The sequence below is a fragment of the Streptomyces sp. CA-210063 genome, from assembly GCF_024612015.1.
Classification (GTDB): Bacteria; Actinomycetota; Actinomycetes; order Streptomycetales; family Streptomycetaceae; genus Streptomyces.
Map to the genome: position 1 here is coordinate 5,557,651 of NZ_CP102512.1, position 19,147 is coordinate 5,576,797.

A 19,147-nucleotide genomic window follows, 5' to 3' on the forward strand; every position below is an offset into this window, starting at 1 on the left:
AAACAGAGCGCCCAGGGGACGTCTTCGGCTCCCTGTGTCCGGCTCTTTTGATCGCCGGTTGGTCCGCCGTTCACCTGCGCACCTGTTGCCGCCACCAGCGGATCGTACGCGGAGTTCCTGGCCGCATCCGCACGGCCACCCCGTGAACGGCCCACGCGTACCCCGGGAGACGGGGTGGGGGGTCCTTTGGGCGGAGTGGGGAGGGGGGAAGGCCCTGGAAGCCAAGGGGTGGGTGGGGGCCCAGGGTGGCGGGGTGCTGTCCGGCCGAGGTCACCAGCGGAAGGTGCGCATGCGCATGGCGTGGCGGAGCCGGGCGGCCTTGGCGCGTCGCGGCTGGACCCGGTCGCGTAGCTCGCGCGCTTCGGTCAGCTCCCGCAGGAACTGCGCCCGCCGCCGCCGACGAGCGGCGTCGTTCTCCCCCTGGAGCTCCTGTGCCTCACTGGCTGTCTGAGCCCGGCTGGTTGTGGGTGCTGCCCCGCCGGTTGTGCGTGTGGCCTTCCCGGGCGTGCGTGTCGCCTTCCCTGTCGTGCGTGCCGCCCGGTCAGGCGTCTGCGCGGGCCGTGCGCCTTTCCCCGCCGTCCCACCGGTCGTCTGTGCCGCCCGGTCAGACGTATGCGCCGTCCTGCCGGTCGTCTGTGTCGTGCCGTCGTTCGTCGGCCGTGTCGTTCCGTCGACCATGCGCCCCCGCTCGGCCCGCTGCCGCTGGTCGGCAGCATGCTCCTGATCGGTCCGCCTGTCGTCCCCCCTGCCGCTGTCACGCTGTCGCGGGGAACCGTCGTCCACGTCTGCCATGGGCTCACCACCGTCCGGCGTCGGCTCGGCAGTCCGTCTACGTTCATCCCACTTTCCCTCCGGCGGGGGGATTGATGCCATCGGAAGGGTGATCGGGAGGGTGAAGCGGGTGGCGGGGCGGGGAGGGGGCGGGGAGGGGGCGGGGACGGGCGCTGGGCGTTGTGGCCCCAGTTACTGTTGTGGACATGCGTCTCCATGTCGTCGACCACCCCCTGGTCGCTCACAAGCTCACCACGCTGCGCGACCGGCGCACCGACTCCCCGACCTTCCGTCGTCTCGCCGACGAACTGGTCACCCTGCTCGCCTACGAGGCCACGCGGGACGTGCGCACGGAGCAGGTCGACATCACGACGCCGGTCGCCTCGACCACGGGCGTCAAGCTCTCCCACCCGCGCCCGCTCGTCGTGCCGATCCTGCGGGCCGGCCTCGGCATGCTGGACGGCATGGTCCGGCTCCTGCCGACCGCCGAGGTGGGTTTCCTGGGCATGATCCGCAACGAGGAGACGCTCCAGGCCTCCACGTACGCCACGCGCATGCCCGAGGACCTCTCCGGGCGTCAGGTGTACGTCCTCGACCCGATGCTCGCCACCGGCGGCACCCTGGTCGCCGCGATCCGTGAGCTGATCGCCCGTGGCGCGGACGACGTGACCGCCGTGGTGCTGCTCGCCGCCCCCGAGGGCGTCGAGATCATGGAGCGCGAGCTGGCGGGCGCGCCGGTGACGGTCGTGACCGCCGCCATCGACGAGCGCCTCAACGAGCACGGCTACATCGTGCCGGGCCTGGGAGACGCGGGCGACCGGCTGTACGGCTCCGCCGAGTAGCTCCGTACGGTTTCGTACGGGGGCTCTTCACGGGCTCGGTTCAGCGGGTCTTCGTGTCAGGGGGCTCGGTTCAGCAGGTCTTCGTGGCGGTGGACGTCGGCTCGGGGCTGGTCAGGGTGGCCAGGGCCTTGTCGGCGTCCTTCTGCTTGCTGAGGGACTTGAAGCCGGTGCCGATGATGAGGTCGACCTCGGTGGCCTTCGCGCGGCCGTCGGTCTTCAGCTGGGCGCCGGTGAGCTGGGTGTTGAGGACGGGCAGCGCCGCCTCCTCGGCGGCCTTCGCGCCGAGGAGTAGCGCGGCGCCCTTGACCTTCTTGTCGTACTCCTCGGTCGCGTTGCCCACGTTCCCGATGCGGAAGCCGCGCTTCTTCAGCTCGTCCGCGGTCTCCTTGGCGAGGCCGGCGCGGGGCGTGGCGTTGAGGACGTTGACGGTGATCTTGCCGGGGGCGGGGAGGTCCTTCCCGGACGCCCCGGATGACCCGGACGCCCCGGATGACTTGGACGCCCCGGACTTCCCGGAGTCCCCGGACTTCCCATCCGATCCGCTCGCCGTCGGGGACGGGCTCACCCGGGACGCGCAATCCGCCTTCGGGCCGGCCGCGGCCGCCTGGTCGGTGTCGCCGGTGAAGACGTCGATGAGCTGCAGGGTTCCCCAGCCGACGAGGCCCAGCGCGGTCACGGACGCGACGACCGCGAGCACGAGCCTGCGGCGCCTCCTGGGTCGCCGCAGCCGCGGGTACTTGGCCCCCGTGATCCGGTACTGGCCACCCATGCCGGGAGGAGTCAGCATGCTCATGGGCGCAGCGTAGTGCCGTTGGACGGCGATGCCTACTAGATGATCATTGACCGCGCTGCAGTCCAACCCGAAAGGGCCAACCGCGGGGCGTCCGGATCGTCGCGGAGGTGCCCGTGGCGGCTGTCGCGGCGGCTGTCTACGGGGCTGCTGTGACGGCTGACCGGGGGGCTGGGCTGCCTGTGCGGGGCTGGCTAGTCCAGTTCGAGGACGCGGGCGTGGAGCACCTGGCGTTGCTGGAGGGCCGCGCGGACCGCGCGGTGGAGGCCGTCCTCCAGGTACAGATCGCCCTGCCACTTCACCACGTGCGCGAAGAGGTCGCCGTAGAAGGTGGAGTCCTCGGCGAGGAGGGTCTCCAGGTCCAGCTGCCCCTTGGTCGTCACGAGCTGATCGAGGCGGACCGGGCGCGGCGCGACGTCCGCCCACTGCCGGGTGCTTTCCCGGCCGTGGTCGGGGTACGGCCGGCCGTTTCCGATGCGCTTGAAGATCACACGGAAAGCCTACCGGTCGAGACGTTCCGGGCGCAGCCATGGCGGCGGAGTGGGGGCCCGGAAAAGACCGTCAAAACGGGGTGAAACGGTAATTTTGTGGGGGTTCGGTGGGGGTCGTGAGTGCTTGGTGGGGCACTCTCGGGTTGTCCGCGCGTTCTTTACGTGGTCCCTGTGCGGTGTCGCCGGTGACTTGCCGGGGCTTCTCCTGGGGTTCTCCGGGGTTTTGCCGGAGGGGCGCCGCGAGGGTGTGCTCGCGAGGGGGTTCCGGGTGGGGGTGTCTTGGGTGCGTGGGTGGGTGCGGGTCCGTCGTGGCTTGTCGCGCAGTTCCCCGCGCCCCTTTCGGGGCCGGGCGGCAGTTTCGCGTGCTTGGGGGGTTACTTGGCGGAGGGCTTCGCGGCCTTTTCGGCCTTGGCGGCTGCCTTCATTTCCTGTTTGTGGGCGCGGACCTTGGCGAGGGAGTCGGGGCCCTTGATGTCGGCGACGGAGCGGAAGGAGTCGGGGTCGCCGTAGGAGCCGGCGGCCTCGCGCCAGCCGGTGGGGTGGACGCCGAGTTGTTTGCCGAGGAGGGCCAGGAAGATCTGGGCCTTCTGGCGGCCGAAGCCGGGCAGCGATTCCAGACGGGAGAGGAGTTCCTTGCCGGTTGTCGCGTCCTGCCAGACCGCGCTCGCGTCGCCGTCGTAGTGGTCGACGAGGTACTGGCACAGCTGCTGGATCCGCTTGGCCATGGAGCCGGGGTAACGGTGCACGGCCGGTTTGGCGGACAGCAGGGCGGCGAAGGACTCCGGGTCCGTCGCCGCGATCTCGTGGGCGTCCAGGTCGTCCGCGCCGAGCCGTTGGGCGATGGTCCAGGGCCCCTTGAACGCCCACTCCATCGGCACTTGCTGGTCCAGCAGCATGCCGACCAGCGCGGCGAGCGGACTGCGGCCGAGAAGCTCGTCCGCCTCGGGGTCCTGGGCGAGGTGCAGGGTGACGTCCATGCCCCGATGATCGCGCGCCGAGCGACACCCCGCAGCCCGGCCTCCGGCAGGCTGGAGGTGCCGGCGGTCGGGTCGGGGGTGACCAGGGTGTGTGAGGTGGAGCCGGCGGTAGTGCTCGGTGACTTGTTCCGCACCCGTCACCGTGAAGACGAAGTCCTTCGCACGGAGCAGCTCGAGGACCGCTCCCTTCCAGCCGTGCCCCTGCCCCATGGCTTCTGCACCCTTCACGTACGCTTCGATCACAGGCTGCTTAGGTGAGGCTTACCTAAATCACAGGCGGGAGATGGGGATGCGTGACATCGGTCGGACGCAGGGGTGCGCCCAGGCGAACATTTTGAGCCACGAGGCATGCGGGACCTATCGCGATGCCTGGGGTATTCCTCACCTCCGCGCCGCCGACGTCCGCGAACTCGCCCGCGCACAGGGCCGCGTCACCGCCCTCGACCGTGCCTGGCAACTGGAGGTCGAACGCCACCGCGTCCAGGGCACCTCGGCCGCCTTCCTCGGCGTCGACGCCCTCGGCTGGGACCGGTTCGCGAGACGGGCCCGCCTCGCCGACACCGCCCGAAGATGCTTCGCCAGGCTGGAGAGAACGGACCCGGAGACCGCCGACTGGGTTCAGGCGTATGTGGACGGCGTGAACGAGGGGCTCGTCGAAGGCGGGCGGCGCGCGCCCGAGTTCGAGCGGGTCGGGCTCGTCCCCGGGCGTTGGGAGGCCTGGCATCCGCTCGGTGTCTGGCTCGCCACGCACGTCCTGTTCGCCGGGTTCCCCGCCAAGCTCTGGCGCGAGGAGGCCGTACGGCATCTCGGCGCCGACGCGGTCGGGCTCTTCGCCACCGACGGGCCCGCCACCTCCGGCAGCAACGGGTGGCTCGTCGACGGCTCCCGTACGGCGACCGGGCAGGCCGTCATCGCCGGCGATCCACACCGGTTCATCGAGGAGCCCGGCGTCTACCAGCAGATCCACCTCTCCTGCCCCGAGTTCGACGTCGTCGGCCTCGCCGTCCCGGGCATGCCCGGCATCGCCCACTTCGGTCACACGGGTGACGTGGCCTGGGCCATCACCAACGCCATGGCCGACTACCAGGACCTGTACCGGGAGCGACTGCGCATCCGCCGGACCGACGGGGGCGCCATTCAGGAGGGCGGGGACGGGGGCGTCGTGGAGGCGCTCGATCCGGACGGCGAGTGGCGGGCGGCCGTGCATCGGCATGTGGAGATCATCGAGGTCGCGGGTGGGGAGCCCGTCGAGGTGGAAGTGATCGAGACCGCGCGCGGTCCCGTCGTCATCGGGGGCTTGGATCCCGACGCCGACCTTCACTCTGACCTCCACTCCGACCTCCATTCCGACGGCCGCACCGGCTCCGACTCCGAGCCGGTCGGCCCCATCAGCCTCCGTTACCCGCCCCGCGTCACCGAGGATCTCGGGCTCAGTGCGCTCCTCCCCCTGCTCCGGGCCCGGGAAGTCGGCGATGTGGACCGGGCGTTCGACCGGTGGGCCGAGCCCGTGAACGTCGTGCAGGCCGCGGACACGCGGGGCGGGGTACTGCACCGGGTGGCGGGACGCGTGCCCGTGCGGAGCCGGGACAACCGGACGCGGATCGTCGCGGCCTGGGAGCCGGGGCACGAGTGGGAGGGATGGCACGAGACGCCGTACGGCACGTTCGAGGACGGCGTCGCCGTCATGGCCAACCAGCGTGGCCCGGCGACCCCGCTGGGCGTGGAGTTCGCCCCGCCGCACCGCGCCGAACGCATCCGCGCGATGCTGGACGAGAAGCGGATGTGGTCCGCCCCGGACATGCCCACCATCCACATGGACACCCATCTGGCCTCCGCCGGGCCCCTGTTGGACCATGTGGCCGCACTCGTCGACGCCCACGGCACCCCCAAGGCCGCCACCCCCGAGGCCGCCACCCCCGAGGCCGCCACCCCCGAGGCCGCCCCCGACCGACCGGCGCCCCTCACCGCGGCCGCGGCCGGGCTGCGGGAGCGGCTGCTGCGGTGGGACCGGCGGATGGACGCCGACAGTGTCGAGGCGGCGGCCTACGCGGCGTTGCGCGGGGCGGTCGTACGGCGGCTCGCGGCGCAGCCCGCCTTCGCGGCGCTGGCCGTACCGCCGACGTATCCCGAGGTCTTCCGGCCGTGGCTCTCACTCACCGTTCGGATCGGGTTCGCGCTCGAACATCTGCTCAGGGCGGAGGAGTTGTACGGGATCGACCGGGCCGCGCTCGTACGGGAGGCGCTGGAGGAGGTCGCCTGTGTCGAGGCCGGGCGTTGGGGCGACAGCCATCGGCTCGCGCCGTGGCGCGCGCTCCCGGGCGACGGCGACACCCATGCTTCCTCCCACTCCTACGACGAGCCGGGGCTGGCCGGTGACCACGACTGTGTGCTCTGCACCTCGGCCGTCCCCGGTGTCACCGACCTCAGCGCTCGCGGGCCCGCCGCCCGGTACGTCTGGGACCTGGCCCGGCGCGAGGACAGCCTCTGGGTGGTGCCGTTCGGGGCGTCCGGCGTCGGCGGATCGGCCCACCACCGCGACCAACTCCCCCTGTGGCTCAAGGGAGATCTCGTGCCTGTTGTCACCGACTGGGCCCGCCTCACCAAGGACGACGACGACAGCCACGGAGACGACAACAGCCACGACAGCAACCGGAACAGCGAGGAGAAGCGCCATGACCGTTGAGTCGTACGGCGGCCGTGCGGCCGTCCATGAGCAGGTGGTCGACGGGTTCGGGACCGTGCGGATCCTGCCGTTGGACGCGAAGGCCGATGCCGAGGTGGTCCATGGGTGGGTGAGTGAGGCGCGGGCCGGGTTCTGGGGCATGAACGGGCTCACGGAGGAGCAGGTGCGGGAGGTCTACGAGCACCTGGACACCCTCGACACGCACCACGCCTATCTCGCGGTGCGCGACGGCGAGCCGGTCGGGCTGCTGCAGACGTACGAGCCGGAGGCCGACCGGGTCAGCGAGTGCTACGAGGTCGAGCCCGGGGACATCGGCGTCCATGTGCTGCTGGCGCCTGCCGGGGAGGGCGGGGCGCGGCCGGGGTGGTCGGCCTCGGTGTTCGCGGCCTTCACGTCGTACGCGCTGGTCGGGCTGGACCGGCGGCGGATCGTCGTCGATCCGGACGAGCGGAACGAGAAGGCGATCGCGCGGTTCGCGCGGCAGGGGTTCGAGTGCGGGCCGGTGGTCGTGCTGCCGGAGATCGATCTGCCGGATGTGTATCTGCCCGAGAAGCGGGCGCGGTTGGCGTTCCTGAGGAGAGAGACGGTGATCGGTCAGTAGTCAGGGCGCGGGGCGTAGCCTCGGGCGGGTGACTCCTGAAGACCTCATCGCGCACTACGAGTTGGAGCCCATACCGCGCGAGGGCGGGCGTTTCCGCCAGACCTGGGCGGGGCCCGTGCGGGGCGACGGGCGGCCGGAGGGGACCGCGATCGTCGCCCTGCTCACCACCGAGCCGGGCGACTACTCCGCGCTGCACCGGCTGCCCGGCGACGAGATCTGGCACTTCTACCTCGGCGATCCGCTCCAAATACTGCTCCTCGCCCCGGACGGCTCCTCGCGGGTCGTCGTCCTCGGACCGGATGTGCTGGACGGGCAGTACGTGCAGTACGTCGTGCCTGCCGGGACCTGGATGGGCGCGCGGGTGCTGGGCGGTGGCGGCGACGGGGGCTGGACGTTGTTCGGGTGCACGATGGCGCCGGGGTTCACCTTCGAGGGGTACGAGCACGGGGACGCCGGGGAGTTGGCGAGGTTGTATCCGGACCGGGCCGACCTGATAGCGGAGCTGGGGCGGGCGTAGGCCCGGGCGGGGGGCAGGCCGGGGCCGGTCGCGTTGAACGCGGTGTGCGCGGTGTGCGTACGTATCCGAGGAGTCCGAGAGCCGGCGACAGTGGATCCGGAGCAAGACGTGGGCCAAGGCAGGGACAGGGACCTGGTCGAGAACAGGGCCAGGGACACGGACACGGACGGGAACAGCGTCAAGCACGCCGACAAGAACAGCGGCGGGAACAGCGGCGGGAGCAGCGGCGGGAGCAGCGTCAGGCACGCCGGCAAGGAAAGAGGCACGAGGCGATATGGCGGAACAGGCGGGGCCATCGGTGGGTACGGACGCCGAACCGGCGGCCGGGGCCGAGGGGTTCAGCGCCTGGTGCTGCTGGGCACCGTGCTGGTCCTGTTCCTCCTCGGCGGGGCGGGGACGGCGTCCGCGCACGCCGCTCTCAAAGGGAGTGACCCCGCCGACGGAAGCGTCCTCGACTCCGCTCCCCGGGACGTCACCCTCCGCTTCACCGAGTCGGTAAGCCTCCTGGAGGACTCCATCCGCGTCGTCGACCCGGAGAACCGGGCGGTCGACACCGGCAAGCCGGGGCGCGCGGGCGGCCGTTCCGACACGGCACGTGTCACCCTCCCCACCGGCCTCGACGACGGCACGTACACGATTGCCTGGCGGGTGGTCTCCGCCGACAGCCACCCGATCTCGGGTGCCCTGATCTTCTCGGTCGGCGAACCCTCCGCGACCTCGGCGGTCCTCCCCGCCGACCTCGCCGAGGACCCGCTCACCGCCTCCCTCTACGACATCACCCGCTACTTCGCGTACGGCGCCCTCGCCCTCCTCATCGGTGTGACCTTCTTCCTGACGGTCGTGCTCGGAGGCTCCAGCGAGGTACTGCGCAAGCTGCTGTCGGCGGGCTGGCTGGCGTTGCTGCTCGCCACGGCGGTTCTGTTGCTGCTCCGGGGGCCGTACGAGCGGGGCAGCGGCATCGGGGCCGCTCTCGACCCGTCCGTCCTGCGCGAGACGATGGCGAGCCGGCCGGGACTCGCGCTGCTGGCCCGGCTGGCGCTGCTCGCGGCGGCCGCGTTCCTCCTCGTACGAGTACGGCGGCGGCAGGAGCGGCAGGAGCGGCAGGAGCGGCAGGAGCGGCAGGAGCGGGAGGAGCGGGAGGAGCAGCAGGAACTGCAGGAACTGCAGGAGCGGCAGGAGCAGGCGGCGGCATGGGGGAGGGGCTCGCTCGTCTGCGGGGCCCTGCTCTCCGTCGGCCTCGCCGGTACCTGGGCGGCCGCCGAGCACGCCTCCGCCGGTATCCAGGTGCCGGTCGCGATGACCTCCTCCGTGCTGCACCTGCTCGCCATGGCTGTCTGGCTGGGCGGGCTGACCGCCCTGCTCACTGTGCTGTACCGGGAGCCGAGGTCCCTGTCGGCTGCCGTGGTCAACCGTTTCTCCCGCCTCGCCTTCGCCTCCGTGATCGTCCTCGCCGTCACCGGCGTCTACCAGTCCTGGCGCGGCCTCGGCTCCTGGTCCGCCTTCACCTCCACGGCGTACGGGGAGGTCCTCGTCGCCAAGCTCGTCGCGGTGGCGCTTCTGCTGGCGGCGGCGGGGGTCTCGCGGCGGTGGACGGGGCGGTTGGGGACGGGGCGGTTGGGGACGGTTTCGGGGAAGGCCGTCGAGCAGGCTGAGACCGCCGTGTCGACGAAGGCCGTCGAGCAGCCCGAGGTCACCGAGCGATCGGCCGTGGCCGTGGCCGTTGCCGTTGCGGCGCGGGTGCCCGAGCGGGTGGGGGCCGTGGCGCGGGTCGCGGAGGACGAGGCAGCCGACGACGTACGCCCGGGTCACCAGGGTGGCGGCGACGCTGACGCGTCGGCCGATCAGCGGCGCCAGGGCCTGCGGCGTTCCGTGCTCGCGGAGTTCACCGTCGCCGTGGTGGTCCTGGTGATCACCACCGTGCTGACGGGGACCCTGCCCGGCCGGGCGGCGGCGGAGATCGCGAAGGAGAGTGCGAGCGGGGCGGCGGCCGGTGCGGTCACGTCCTCCTCGACGACGGTCCCCTTCGACGTCGGCACCCCGAACGGTCACGGCAAGGTCCAGATCGACCTCGGCCCGGGGCGCGTCGGCAAGAACTCCGTGCAGGCCGTGGTCTTCGGCCCCGACGACGGCATCGCGACCGTCCCCGAACTGCGCCTCACCTTCACCCTGCGGGCCCAGAAGATCGGCCCCATCGACGCGAAGCTCACCAACCGCGGCGGCTACTGGGCCACCGACACCCTCCAGCTCCCCCTGCCCGGCAAGTGGACGATGAAGCTCACGGTCCGGACGACGGAGATCGACCAGGTCACGGTGGAGAAGTCCGTACGCGTGAGCTAGTGCCGCGTCAGCCAAGGTTCGCCCCGTCGCGACGCCCGGCACGCTCCCCCATTCTCGGCTTCGCTCGAACGGGAGGGGCCCCCACCGCCGCACCGGCCGAAAGCCCAAGTACGTCCGGTCCATCGACGAGGACTTCCGGCCGGCACGCCGAGAGCACGCACCGGACGCCGCTCCTTGACGGACAAACCTTGGCTGACGCGGCACTAGATGGTCACGTCGCGGCGAGCACCCGGCGCATCGTCTCCGCCGCTCGTACGGCCGCGTCGGCGCAGCAGTTGTTGAAGAGGACGTGCAGTTCGTCGACCTGTTCGGCGGCGGCCCTCAACCGGGGTGCCCACTCGGCGAGTTCGGGCTCGGAGTAGGCGTACCGGAAACGGTCCTCCTTGCTGCCGGTGCCCCAGGCGGGGCTGCGCCCGTGGAACCGTACGACGGCCAGCTCGGGCGAGGTGACGGGGGCGAGGGGAGGCAGGGAGGCGTCCAGGTCCCGTGCCATGTCGACGCCTACGGCGATCAGGCCGAGCCGGGCCAGCAACGCCGTCGTCCGGTCGGCCTGTTCGCCCCGCCACCACCCGGGGTGCCGGAACTCGACCGAGACGGGCCAGCCGGCCGTACGCTCGGCGCACTCCTCCAGCGTCCGTTCCGCCCGCCGCGCCGGCCGCCCCGGTGCGAACCACGGCGGGAACTGGAAGAGGACCGCGCCGAGTCGGTCGGCCGTCCGCAGGGGCTCGACGGCATCGGTGAATCGCTCCCACACCCGGTCCAGTAACTCGCGTAGCTCGGGTAACTCGGGGGTCCCGTCGCGCCTGTTCTCCCGTAGCCCCTCCCGTAGCCCCTCCCGCAGGTCCTCGGGCAGGGCCGTCGGGCGGGTCGGGTGGCCGGTGAGCAGGGAGAACGCCTTGATGTCGAAGCGGAATCCGGGGGGTGTCCGCTCGGCCCAGAGGAGGCTGTTGCGGCGGCTGGGCAGGGCGTAGTAGCTGGAGTCCACCTCGACGACCGGGAACTGTTCGGCGTAGTAACGGAGTCGGGGCTCGGCGTCGCGACGGCCGCGCGGGTACCAGCCGCTGGCCAGCAGCGCGCGGTCCGTCCAGGAGCAGGTTCCGACGAGTACGTGACCCATGGGGGCCGGTTACCCGGAATCGGGGGGTCGGCTACTTGCCCTCCACCGGCCGCTGCTTGCCCTCCACCGGCCGCTGCTTGCCCTCCACCGGCCGCTACTCGTCCTCCACCGGCCGCTACTCGCTCCGGTCGTGCAGCGGCGCGCCGCAGAGCGACTTCGACGGGGTGCCGTCGACGCCCACGGGCGGGTCCCCCGCGACCATGACGCGGTGCATGATGCGCGGGAAGTCCAGGTGGGCGGTGTCGTTGGGGGCGAGGTGGACGGTGGCACGGTTGTCCCAGAGGGCCACGGAACCCGGCTCCCAGCGGAAGCGGACCGTGTACTCGGGGCGCGTGATCTGCTCGACGAACATCTCGAGGAGGAGCCGGCTTTCCGCCCTGGTCACGTCGACGATGTTCTCGACGTAGTACGGGTTGACGTACAGGATCCGTTCGCCGGTCTCGGGGTGGACGCGGACGACCGGGTGGACGGACGCGACCTGGTGGTCCTGGAGGTGGCGGAGGTAGGGATCGGTGCCGGAGCGGGCGAGATAGCCGACACCGAGGCGGTGTTCGGCGCGCAGCCCGTCGGCGAAACGGCGTACCGGCTCGGACAGGCCCGCGTAGGCGGTGGCGAGGTTGGCCCAGGTGGTGTCGCCGCCGTACGGGGGCACGCGTTCGGCGCGGAGCAGGGTCAGGGCGGGCGGGTCGACGCGCGCGGTGTGGTCGGCGTGCCAGCCACGGAGGGTGGAGTGGCGGCGGCGTTCCAGCCATTCGGCCTGGTCCATGCCGTGCTTGCGGCCCAGTTCCTGACGGTCGGCCGTCGTCTCGATCTCCGGGTGCTCGGCGGGTGAGACCGAGCCCCTCGACCGCAGCCGGATCGGCTCACCGAAGCGGCGCGCGAACGTGATCTGTCCGGCGTGGTCCAGTTTCTGTTCCCGGAAGAACACGACCTTCCAGCGGAGCAGGGCCGCGCGGATGCCGGCGATGGTGTCGTCGTCGAGGGGGCCGGCGAGGTCGACGCCGTGGATGTCGGCGCCGATGTACCCGGAGGCCGGGCGTACGTCGAGGCCGTCGGGGGGTTCCACCGCTTCGCTGGTTGTCATGGCTCACCCTCACCCATTGCCGTGTCGGTCGCACGGGTTGTTGCGCCCCCGCCGCCCCTCCCCCTTCCCATCCCCAGGGGCCGCGCCCCTTCAACCCCGCCTGCGCGCCACCTACCAACCCCGCGCCGCCCCCCGAAGCGCCTCCCCCACCCTCGTCACGTCCGGGTTGGTGTCCGCGCCCGGGCGTTGTACGAGGAACAGGGTGTTGAGCGGGGGTTCTTCCGGGTCGTGGAGGAGGGTGAGCGTGCCGGCGGTGAGGTGCTGCTCGCAGAGGGAGCGGGGGAGGACGCTGTAGCCGGAGCCCGCGGTGAGGGCGGCCACGACGGCGTGGAGGTCGGGGACGGTGAGGGCGGCACGGGCGGTGAGGGGCTTGCCGAAGACGGTTCGCCAGTAACGGCGGGCGATAGGGAGGTCCTCGGCGTAGGCCACCAGCGGGACGTCCCGCAGGACCGTGCACAGGTCGTCCGCCGCCGGGTGCCGCCCGACCCGTTCGCCCCACGTCCGGCCCGCGACCAGCACGTACTCCTCGTCCGTGAGGGGCACCGAGGCCGACGCCCGGCCGCGTGGTCGCCGTGTGGTGATCACCAGGTCGTGGCGGCCGGCCCCTGGCTCGACGGTCTCGTCGCCGCGGCCGACGATTAGGTTCGTGCCCGGTGTCGTACCGTCCCCACGCCCACCCCGGGCTGCGAAACTGCGAACGCACTGTACGCGGCAGGAAGTTGATCTCATGACCGACAAGCTCACCGTAAGTGTCCTGGGTACCGGCATCATGGGTGCCGCGATGGCCCGCAACCTCGTCCGCGCCGGTCACGCCGTACGGGTGTGGAACCGTACCCGCGAGAAGGCCGAGCCGCTCGCCGCCGACGGTGCGCGGATCGCCGGGAGTCCGGCCGAGGCCGTGCGGGGGGCGGATGTCGTCCTCACCATGCTGTACGACGGGGCCGCCGTCCTGGACGTGATGGGTGAGGCGGCGGCCGGGCTGAGCCCCGGCGCGGCGTGGGTCCAGTCCACCACCGCCGGTGTCGAGGCCGTCGCCGAACTGGCCGCGCTGGCCGGTGAGCACGGGTTGGTGTTCTTCGACGCGCCCGTCCTCGGCACGCGCCAGCCCGCGGAGGCCGGGCAGTTGACGGTGCTGGCCGCGGGGCCGGTCGAGGGCCGGGGGACGGTGACGCCCGTCTTCGGCGCCGTCGGCGCACGTACGGTCTGGACCGGCGAGGACGGCGCGGCGGGCACGGCCACCCGGCTCAAGCTGGTGGCCAACAGTTGGGTGCTGGCCGCCACCAACGCGGCCGGGGAGGTCCTGGCCCTGTCCAAGGCCCTCGACGTCGACCCGCACTCCTTCTTCGAGCTCATCGAGGGCGGTCCGCTCGACATGGGCTATCTGCGTGCCAAGTCCGCCCTCATCCTCGACGGCCGGCTCTCCCCGGCCTCCTTCGCCGTCGCCACCGCCGCCAAGGACGCCCGCCTGATCGTCGAGGCCGGGCAGCGGCACGGCGTACGCCTCGATCTGGCCGCCGCCGGCGCCGACCGCCTCGCCCGCGCCGCCGCCCAGGGCCACGCCGACGAGGACATGGCCGCCGCGTACTTCGCCAGCTTCGACGAGGTCGTCGACGTCGAGGGCACGCCTGAGTGATCCGCCGCCCCGACCGATACCGGGCACGACCGAGAACGCCCCGACCGATACCGGGCACGACCGAGAACGCCCCGACCGATACCGGGCACGACCGATACCGGGCACGACCGAGAACGCCCCGACCGACACCCGCCACCCGCACAAGTGAGAACGTACGGCGCCGGCTGTTGGCCGGTACGGCTCAGTGAGCGTCGGCGAGGGCGGCCGAGATGGCCTCCGCGGCCGTGGTCAGGGCCGTGACGACCTCCTTCAGCCGGTCGGGTGAGTGGCGGACGCTCGGCATGGAGACCGAGACGGCGGCGACGGTGCGGCCGTCGGCGTCGGTGACCGCCCTGCCGACGGCTACGAGGCCGCGTTCGGAACGTTCGACGTTGAGGGCCACACCGGTCTGCCGTACGGCGCGGAGCTCGGCGCGCAGCTTGGGCAGGTCGGGGCGTTCCTCGGCGGGATCGGCCGGGGCCGGGGCGTAGAGGGCGGTGAGCTCGTCGTCCGTCAGGGCGGCCAGGGCGATGAGGCCGCCGGTCACCTGGTGGGCCGGGAAGACCATGCCTTCCCGGTTGCCGACCCGCAGCGCCCGGGAGCACTCGACCGAGGCGATGAACCGTACGGTCCGGCCGGTGCGGATGGTGAGGTTCGCGGTCTCGTCGAGGGTGTCGACGAGGGTGCGCAGCGGGCCGAGCGCGGCGGCCCGGAGGGCCGTGACGTCCGACTGCGCCCGGTCGGCGACCTCCAGGACGGGCCCGGCGCGGTAGGTGCGGTCGTCCTCGTTCTGGACGGCGAAGTCCCGGTACACGAGCGTCGACAGCAGACGGTGGGCGGTCGACCGGGCCACCCCGAGCCGCTCGGCCGCCTCGGACACCGTGATCGGGCCCTCCACCTGCAGAATCACCGCGAGCTGGAGCGCGTGGTCCACGCTGGTGACGCCGTAGGTGGGCGGGTTCTTCATGGGCTTGGCCACGCCGGCCTCCATCTCCGTGTGTTCCGCCGGTCCGCCGGTCCGCCGGTCCGCTGTTTCCGCCGGTCCGCTGTTCCGCTGTTCCGTCGGTCCGCTGTTCCGCTGTTCCGTCGGTCCGCTGTTCCGCTGTTCCGCTGTTCCGCTGTGCAGAATCTACTGTTCTCCCGTGGCCCGTGCGGCGCACCGTTCCCGTATGACCGACACCGCCACCGGCACCGCCACCGACATGGAGCCGCACGCCGGCTCTCGCGGCTCTGCCACCTCTCCCGGCTCTGCCACCTCTCCCGTCTCCCTCACCGCCGAGGACCGGCCGGACCAGCCGCCCGTCACCCCGGAGCTGGAGGATCTGTACCGGGGTTTCGAGAAGGCCCTGCTGGTGCCGCTGTGGACGCGGATCGGCGACCTCATGCCGCCCCATCCCCGGTCGAAGGCCCAGCCGCACCGCTGGGAGTGGCGGACACTGCTCGACCTGGCGGGCCGGTCCGGTGACCTCGTGCCGGTCGGGCGGGGCGGGGAGCGGCGCGCGATCGCGCTGGCCAACCCGAGCCTGGGCGGCAGGCCGTACGCCACCCCCACGCTCTGGGCCGCCATCCAGTACCTGATGCCGGGCGAGAACGCGCCCGAGCACCGCCACACCCAGAACGCCTTCCGGTTCGTCGTGGAGGGCGAGGGCGTGTGGACGGTCGTCGAGCGCGACCCGGTGCCCATGCGGCGCGGCGACTTCCTGCCGCAGGCCGGCCTCCACTGGCACGCCCACCACAACGCGGCCGACGAGCCGATGGCCTGGATCGACGGCCTCGACATCCCCTTCCAGTACGACGTCGAGGCGCAGTTCTTCGACTTCGGGCGGGAGGAGCTGTCGGAGGAGGAGCGCCGGGCGCCCGGCCGTTCCCGCTCCGAGCGGCTGTGGGGGCACCCCGGGCTGGCACCGGTCTCCCAGCTCGGGCCCCGGACCGAGTCCGGCGCGGGCACCCCGCTGCTCCGCTACCCCTGGGCCGCCACCGACGCCGCCCTCACCGACCAGCTGGAGCTGGAACGCGCGGGGTACTCCGGCACCGTCGAGCCCGGCCACGCGCTGGTCCGCTACACCGACCCCACCACCGGCCAGGACGTCCTGCCGACCATCCGCGCGCAGTTCCACCGGATCGGCAGCGGTACGCAGACGGCTCCGCGCCGGGAGACGGGGTCGTCGGTCTACCAGGTGTTCGACGGGTCGGGCCGGGTGACCGTGGGCGACTTCTCCTGGTCGGTCCAGCGCGGCGACCTCTTCGTCGTCCCCTCCTGGGCACCCCTCTCGATCCGCTCCGAGGCCTCCCCGTCCGACTCCGACTCCGGCGCCCTCGACCTGTTCCAGTTCGGCGACGCGCCGATCTTCACGAAGCTCAACCTGTTCCGCAGCCACGTAGAGGAGAGCCACGCGTGAAGCTCGCCACGATCCGCCTCGACGCCGCCGCCGACCCTGCCGACCCTGCCGCCCCCGGCGGCCTTGACGGCCGTACCGCCGCCGTACGCGTAGAAGGCGACGCCCTCGTCGACCTCGGCCTGCCCGACGTGGGCGCCGTCCTCGCCGCACCTGGCGGGCTCGCCGCCGCCGCGACCGCCGACGGCCCTCGCCACCCCTCCACCGGTGCCGTGTTCGCCCCGCTCGTCCCGCGCCCGACCAAGGTGGTGTGCGTCGGCCTGAACTACCAGAAGCACATCAAGGAGATGGGCCGCGACCTGCCCGAACACCCCACCCTCTTCAGCAAGTTCGCGGACACGCTGATCGGCGCCCGGGACGACATCCGCCGCCCCGCCGAGACCGGGCAGTTCGACTGGGAGGCCGAACTCGCCGTCGTCATCGGCCGACCGGTCCGCCGCGCGGACGAGTCGGAGGCGGCGGCCGCCATCGCCGGCTTCACCGTCCTGAACGACATCACGTGCCGCGACTGGCAGTTCCGCACCCGCGAATGGCTCCAGGGCAAGAACTGGGACGCCACCACCCCCGTAGGCCCGTACCTCGTCACATCCGACGAGCTCGGCGGCCCGCGCCCGGCACTCGACATCAGCTGTACGGTCAACGGCCGCCTGATGCAGCGGGACAACACCGGCGACCTGCTCTTCGACCCCGTCGACCTGGTCCGCTACATCTCCACGATGATCCGCCTGAACCCCGGCGACATCATCGCCACCGGCACCCCGGGCGGCGTCGGCCACGCCCGCGAGCCCCAGGTGTTCCTCGACCCCGGCGACACGGTGATCACCGAGATCACGGGCCTGGGCCGACTGGAGAACACCGTGATCGCGGACGGCCCACGAGGGGACGGCCCGCGATGAGGGAGCTCAAGACCACTCTCGCCTGGGCCGCCGAGGGCACCGCCCTGTGCCGCAAGGTCCTCGTCGGCCTCGACGAAACGTCTTACGACGCCCCCTCCACGCTCCCCGGCTGGACCCGCAAGCACCTGGTCGCCCACCTGGCCGGCAACGCCGAGGCCCTCGGCAACCTCGTGCACTGGGCGCGCACCGGCGAACCCACCCCCATGTACACGTCCCCCGGCCAACGCGGCGCGGACATCGAGACGGGCGCGCGGCTCTCCGGCGCCCGGCTCACCGCCTGGTTCGAGGAGTCCGCCCAGACCCTGACCGACGCGATGGCCGCGCTCACGGCCGAACAGTGGCGGGCGGAGGTGGTGACGGCCCAGGGCCGTACGGTCCCGGCGAGCGAGATCCCCTGGCTGCGCGCCCGCGAGGTCCTCGTCCACGCCGTCGACCTCGACGACGGTGTGCGGTTCGCCGACCTGCCCGCGGAGTTCCGTGCCGAACTCCGCGTCGACATCCTCGCCAAGCGCGGCGGCACCGCCGTCCCCACGGTCCACGGCACCCCGGCCGAGGTCACGGCGTACCTGGCCGGCCGCCCGTACGAGGGCGTCACGACGCCGGACGGCACCCCGGCCGAACCCCTGCCGCCATGGCTGTGACCAGGCCCGTGCCATCAAGGAGAAGGACATGAGTCCGCTGACGCCAAGCCGTCCCGACGTCCTCGTCATCGGCGGCGGTATCGGCGGCCTCTCCGCCGCCCTCGCCCTCGCCCGCAAGGGTCTGCGGGTACGGCTGTACGAGCGGTCCGCGGAGTTCGGCGAGGTCGGCGCGGGCCTCCAGCTCGCCCCGAACTGCACCCGCATCCTCGACGCGTACGGCCTCCTCGACGAGGCCGTCGCGCTCGGCGTGCTCCCCGAGCACATCCTCATGAAGGACGCGGTCGACGCCGGCGAACTGACCCGCCTGGACCTGGCCGACCTCGAACGCCGCTACGGCTTCCCCTACTTGGTGATCCACCGCAGCGACCTGCACGGCCTCCTCCTGCGCGCCTGCCGCCGCCTCGGCGTCGACCTGGTGACGAACGCGCACTGCGTCTCGTACGAGAACGTCGACGGCGGCGCCCGGGCGGTGTTCGCCGACGGCCGCACCGACGAGGCCGACGTGGTGATCGCCGCCGACGGGCTCCACTCGGTCGCGCGACGGCTTCTCGTCCACGACGAGCCCGTCAACTCCGCGTACGTCGCCTACCGCGCGGCGATCCCCGTCGAGCAGGCGCGCGGCAACGGCGTGCACGAGCACGAGAAGGACGTCGTGGTCTACGTCGGACCGCGCTGCCATTTCGTGCGGTACCCGCTGCGCGGCGGCCGGATGCTGAACCAGGTCGCCGTCTTCGAGTCGCCCAAGGCCCTGGCCGGCGAGGCGGACTGGGGCACACCCGACGAACTCGACCGTGCCTTCGACGGCATGTGCGACCCGATCCGGCGCGGCCTGCCCCTGATGTGGCGCGACCGCCGCTGGCGCATGTTCGACCGCGACCCGATCACCGGCTGGGTCCGCGGCCGTATCGCCCTCCTCGGTGACGCGGCCCATCCACCGTTGCAGTACCTGGCCCAGGGCGCCGTCATGGCCATCGAGGACGGCTGGGTCCTCGCCGAACACGTCGACGCCCAACGGGCGGACCCGTACGACACCCCTTCGGGCGTCGACTGGGAGAAAGTCCTCACCGCCTATCAGGCCGTACGCCCCGAGCACTGCCGCCGTGTGGTCACCACGGCACGAGCATGGGGCGACCTCTGGCACCACGAGGGAATCAACCGGCTGCGACGCAACGCCCTCCTGCGCTCCCGCGACACCTACGACTACGGCTTCACCGACTGGCTGTACGGCCCCACCGCCCTGACCCCCGACCAGGAGCCGGATCCGTACCGGACGATCCCATGGGACTCGGTAACGGGCTGAGCCCAGGCGGCGATCATGAACAACGCTGAGCCCAGTCGGCGATCACGAACAACTCCGTACCTCCGAGAGCCGGAGGTGCCCGGATGGCCGGA

Annotated in this window: 17 protein-coding genes; 10 read left to right on the forward strand and 7 right to left on the reverse strand. The window is 72.2% G+C overall.

Annotated elements, in window-relative coordinates:
- The first annotated feature begins 977 nt into the window (after positions 1–977).
- Positions 978–1,613 carry a uracil phosphoribosyltransferase gene (upp, locus tag JIX56_RS24185; RefSeq protein WP_257543486.1) on the forward strand — a complete coding sequence of 212 codons (636 nt, stop codon included), beginning with the start codon at positions 978–980 and terminating at the stop codon, positions 1,611–1,613.
- Between the two features lie 70 nt (positions 1,614–1,683).
- Here the strand turns inward: upp and JIX56_RS24190 are convergent, their stop codons facing one another.
- The 3 genes from JIX56_RS24190 to JIX56_RS24200 form a co-directional block, all read right to left on the reverse strand.
- Entirely contained in the window at positions 1,684–2,382 is a 699-nt protein-coding gene (locus JIX56_RS24190; protein ID WP_257551077.1) for a LytR C-terminal domain-containing protein, read from the reverse strand.
- Between the two features lie 215 nt (positions 2,383–2,597).
- Positions 2,598–2,894 carry a type II toxin-antitoxin system VapB family antitoxin gene (locus tag JIX56_RS24195; protein WP_003999914.1) on the reverse strand — a complete coding sequence of 99 codons (297 nt, stop codon included), beginning with the start codon at positions 2,892–2,894 and terminating at the stop codon, positions 2,598–2,600.
- Between the two features lie 374 nt (positions 2,895–3,268).
- The gene (locus JIX56_RS24200) at positions 3,269–3,871 is read right to left on the reverse strand and encodes an HhH-GPD-type base excision DNA repair protein (protein WP_257543488.1); all 603 of its coding nucleotides are present in this window, start codon (positions 3,869–3,871) and stop codon (positions 3,269–3,271) included.
- Between the two features lie 289 nt (positions 3,872–4,160).
- Here JIX56_RS24200 and JIX56_RS24205 point away from each other — a divergent pair, with 289 nt between their 5' ends.
- From JIX56_RS24205 to JIX56_RS24220, 4 genes are all read left to right on the forward strand, one after another.
- Complete coding sequence (locus JIX56_RS24205; RefSeq protein ID WP_257543490.1) at positions 4,161–6,554, forward strand: penicillin acylase family protein; 2,394 nt, start codon at positions 4,161–4,163, stop codon at positions 6,552–6,554.
- On the forward strand, positions 6,544–7,155 hold the full coding sequence (locus JIX56_RS24210) for a GNAT family N-acetyltransferase (RefSeq protein WP_257543492.1): 612 nt from the start codon (positions 6,544–6,546) through the stop codon (positions 7,153–7,155). Before JIX56_RS24205 ends, JIX56_RS24210 begins: the two co-directional genes overlap by 11 nt.
- Before the next feature lie 28 nt (positions 7,156–7,183).
- Complete coding sequence (locus JIX56_RS24215; protein ID WP_257543494.1) at positions 7,184–7,672, forward strand: cupin domain-containing protein; 489 nt, start codon at positions 7,184–7,186, stop codon at positions 7,670–7,672.
- A 348-nt stretch (positions 7,673–8,020) separates the two neighbouring features.
- On the forward strand, positions 8,021–10,009 hold the full coding sequence (locus tag JIX56_RS24220) for a copper resistance CopC/CopD family protein (protein ID WP_257543496.1): 1,989 nt from the start codon (positions 8,021–8,023) through the stop codon (positions 10,007–10,009).
- Positions 10,010–10,220: 211 nt separating this feature from the next.
- Here the strand turns inward: JIX56_RS24220 and JIX56_RS24225 are convergent, their stop codons facing one another.
- From JIX56_RS24225 to JIX56_RS24235, 3 genes are all read right to left on the reverse strand, one after another.
- Entirely contained in the window at positions 10,221–11,126 is a 906-nt protein-coding gene (locus JIX56_RS24225; protein WP_257543498.1) for a DUF72 domain-containing protein, read from the reverse strand.
- Between the two features lie 115 nt (positions 11,127–11,241).
- Positions 11,242–12,210: a TauD/TfdA dioxygenase family protein gene (locus JIX56_RS24230; protein WP_257543500.1), complete on the reverse strand. Its 969-nt coding sequence runs from the start codon at positions 12,208–12,210 to the stop codon at positions 11,242–11,244.
- A gap of 111 nt (positions 12,211–12,321) precedes the next feature.
- Entirely contained in the window at positions 12,322–12,981 is a 660-nt protein-coding gene (locus JIX56_RS24235) for a substrate-binding domain-containing protein (RefSeq protein ID WP_443031871.1), read from the reverse strand.
- On the opposite strand from JIX56_RS24235, the gene JIX56_RS24240 reads away from it, so the two are divergent.
- Positions 12,938–13,843, forward strand: coding sequence for an NAD(P)-dependent oxidoreductase (locus JIX56_RS24240; RefSeq protein WP_257543502.1), 906 nt, complete (start codon positions 12,938–12,940; stop codon positions 13,841–13,843). The genes JIX56_RS24235 and JIX56_RS24240 overlap by 44 nt on opposite strands.
- 181 nt (positions 13,844–14,024) lie before the next feature.
- Here JIX56_RS24240 and JIX56_RS24245 read toward each other — a convergent pair whose 3' ends face one another.
- Positions 14,025–14,801, reverse strand: coding sequence for an IclR family transcriptional regulator (locus JIX56_RS24245; protein WP_257543504.1), 777 nt, complete (start codon positions 14,799–14,801; stop codon positions 14,025–14,027).
- 223 nt (positions 14,802–15,024) lie between these two features.
- Between JIX56_RS24245 and JIX56_RS24250 the strand changes: the two genes are divergently transcribed.
- From JIX56_RS24250 to JIX56_RS24265, 4 genes are read left to right on the forward strand one after another with little or no spacing between them, the layout of a single operon-like run.
- Complete coding sequence (locus JIX56_RS24250; protein ID WP_443032061.1) at positions 15,025–16,221, forward strand: cupin domain-containing protein; 1,197 nt, start codon at positions 15,025–15,027, stop codon at positions 16,219–16,221.
- Positions 16,218–17,114 carry a fumarylacetoacetate hydrolase family protein gene (locus tag JIX56_RS24255; protein ID WP_443031872.1) on the forward strand — a complete coding sequence of 299 codons (897 nt, stop codon included), beginning with the start codon at positions 16,218–16,220 and terminating at the stop codon, positions 17,112–17,114. The genes JIX56_RS24250 and JIX56_RS24255 overlap by 4 nt, the downstream gene beginning before the upstream one ends.
- Positions 17,111–17,755 (forward strand): maleylpyruvate isomerase family mycothiol-dependent enzyme, encoded by a 645-nt coding sequence (locus JIX56_RS24260; protein WP_257543508.1) that lies wholly within the window; start codon positions 17,111–17,113, stop codon positions 17,753–17,755. Before JIX56_RS24255 ends, JIX56_RS24260 begins: the two co-directional genes overlap by 4 nt.
- Before the next feature lie 28 nt (positions 17,756–17,783).
- Positions 17,784–19,055, forward strand: coding sequence for an FAD-dependent oxidoreductase (locus JIX56_RS24265; protein ID WP_257543510.1), 1,272 nt, complete (start codon positions 17,784–17,786; stop codon positions 19,053–19,055).
- Positions 19,056–19,147 lie beyond the last annotated feature (92 nt).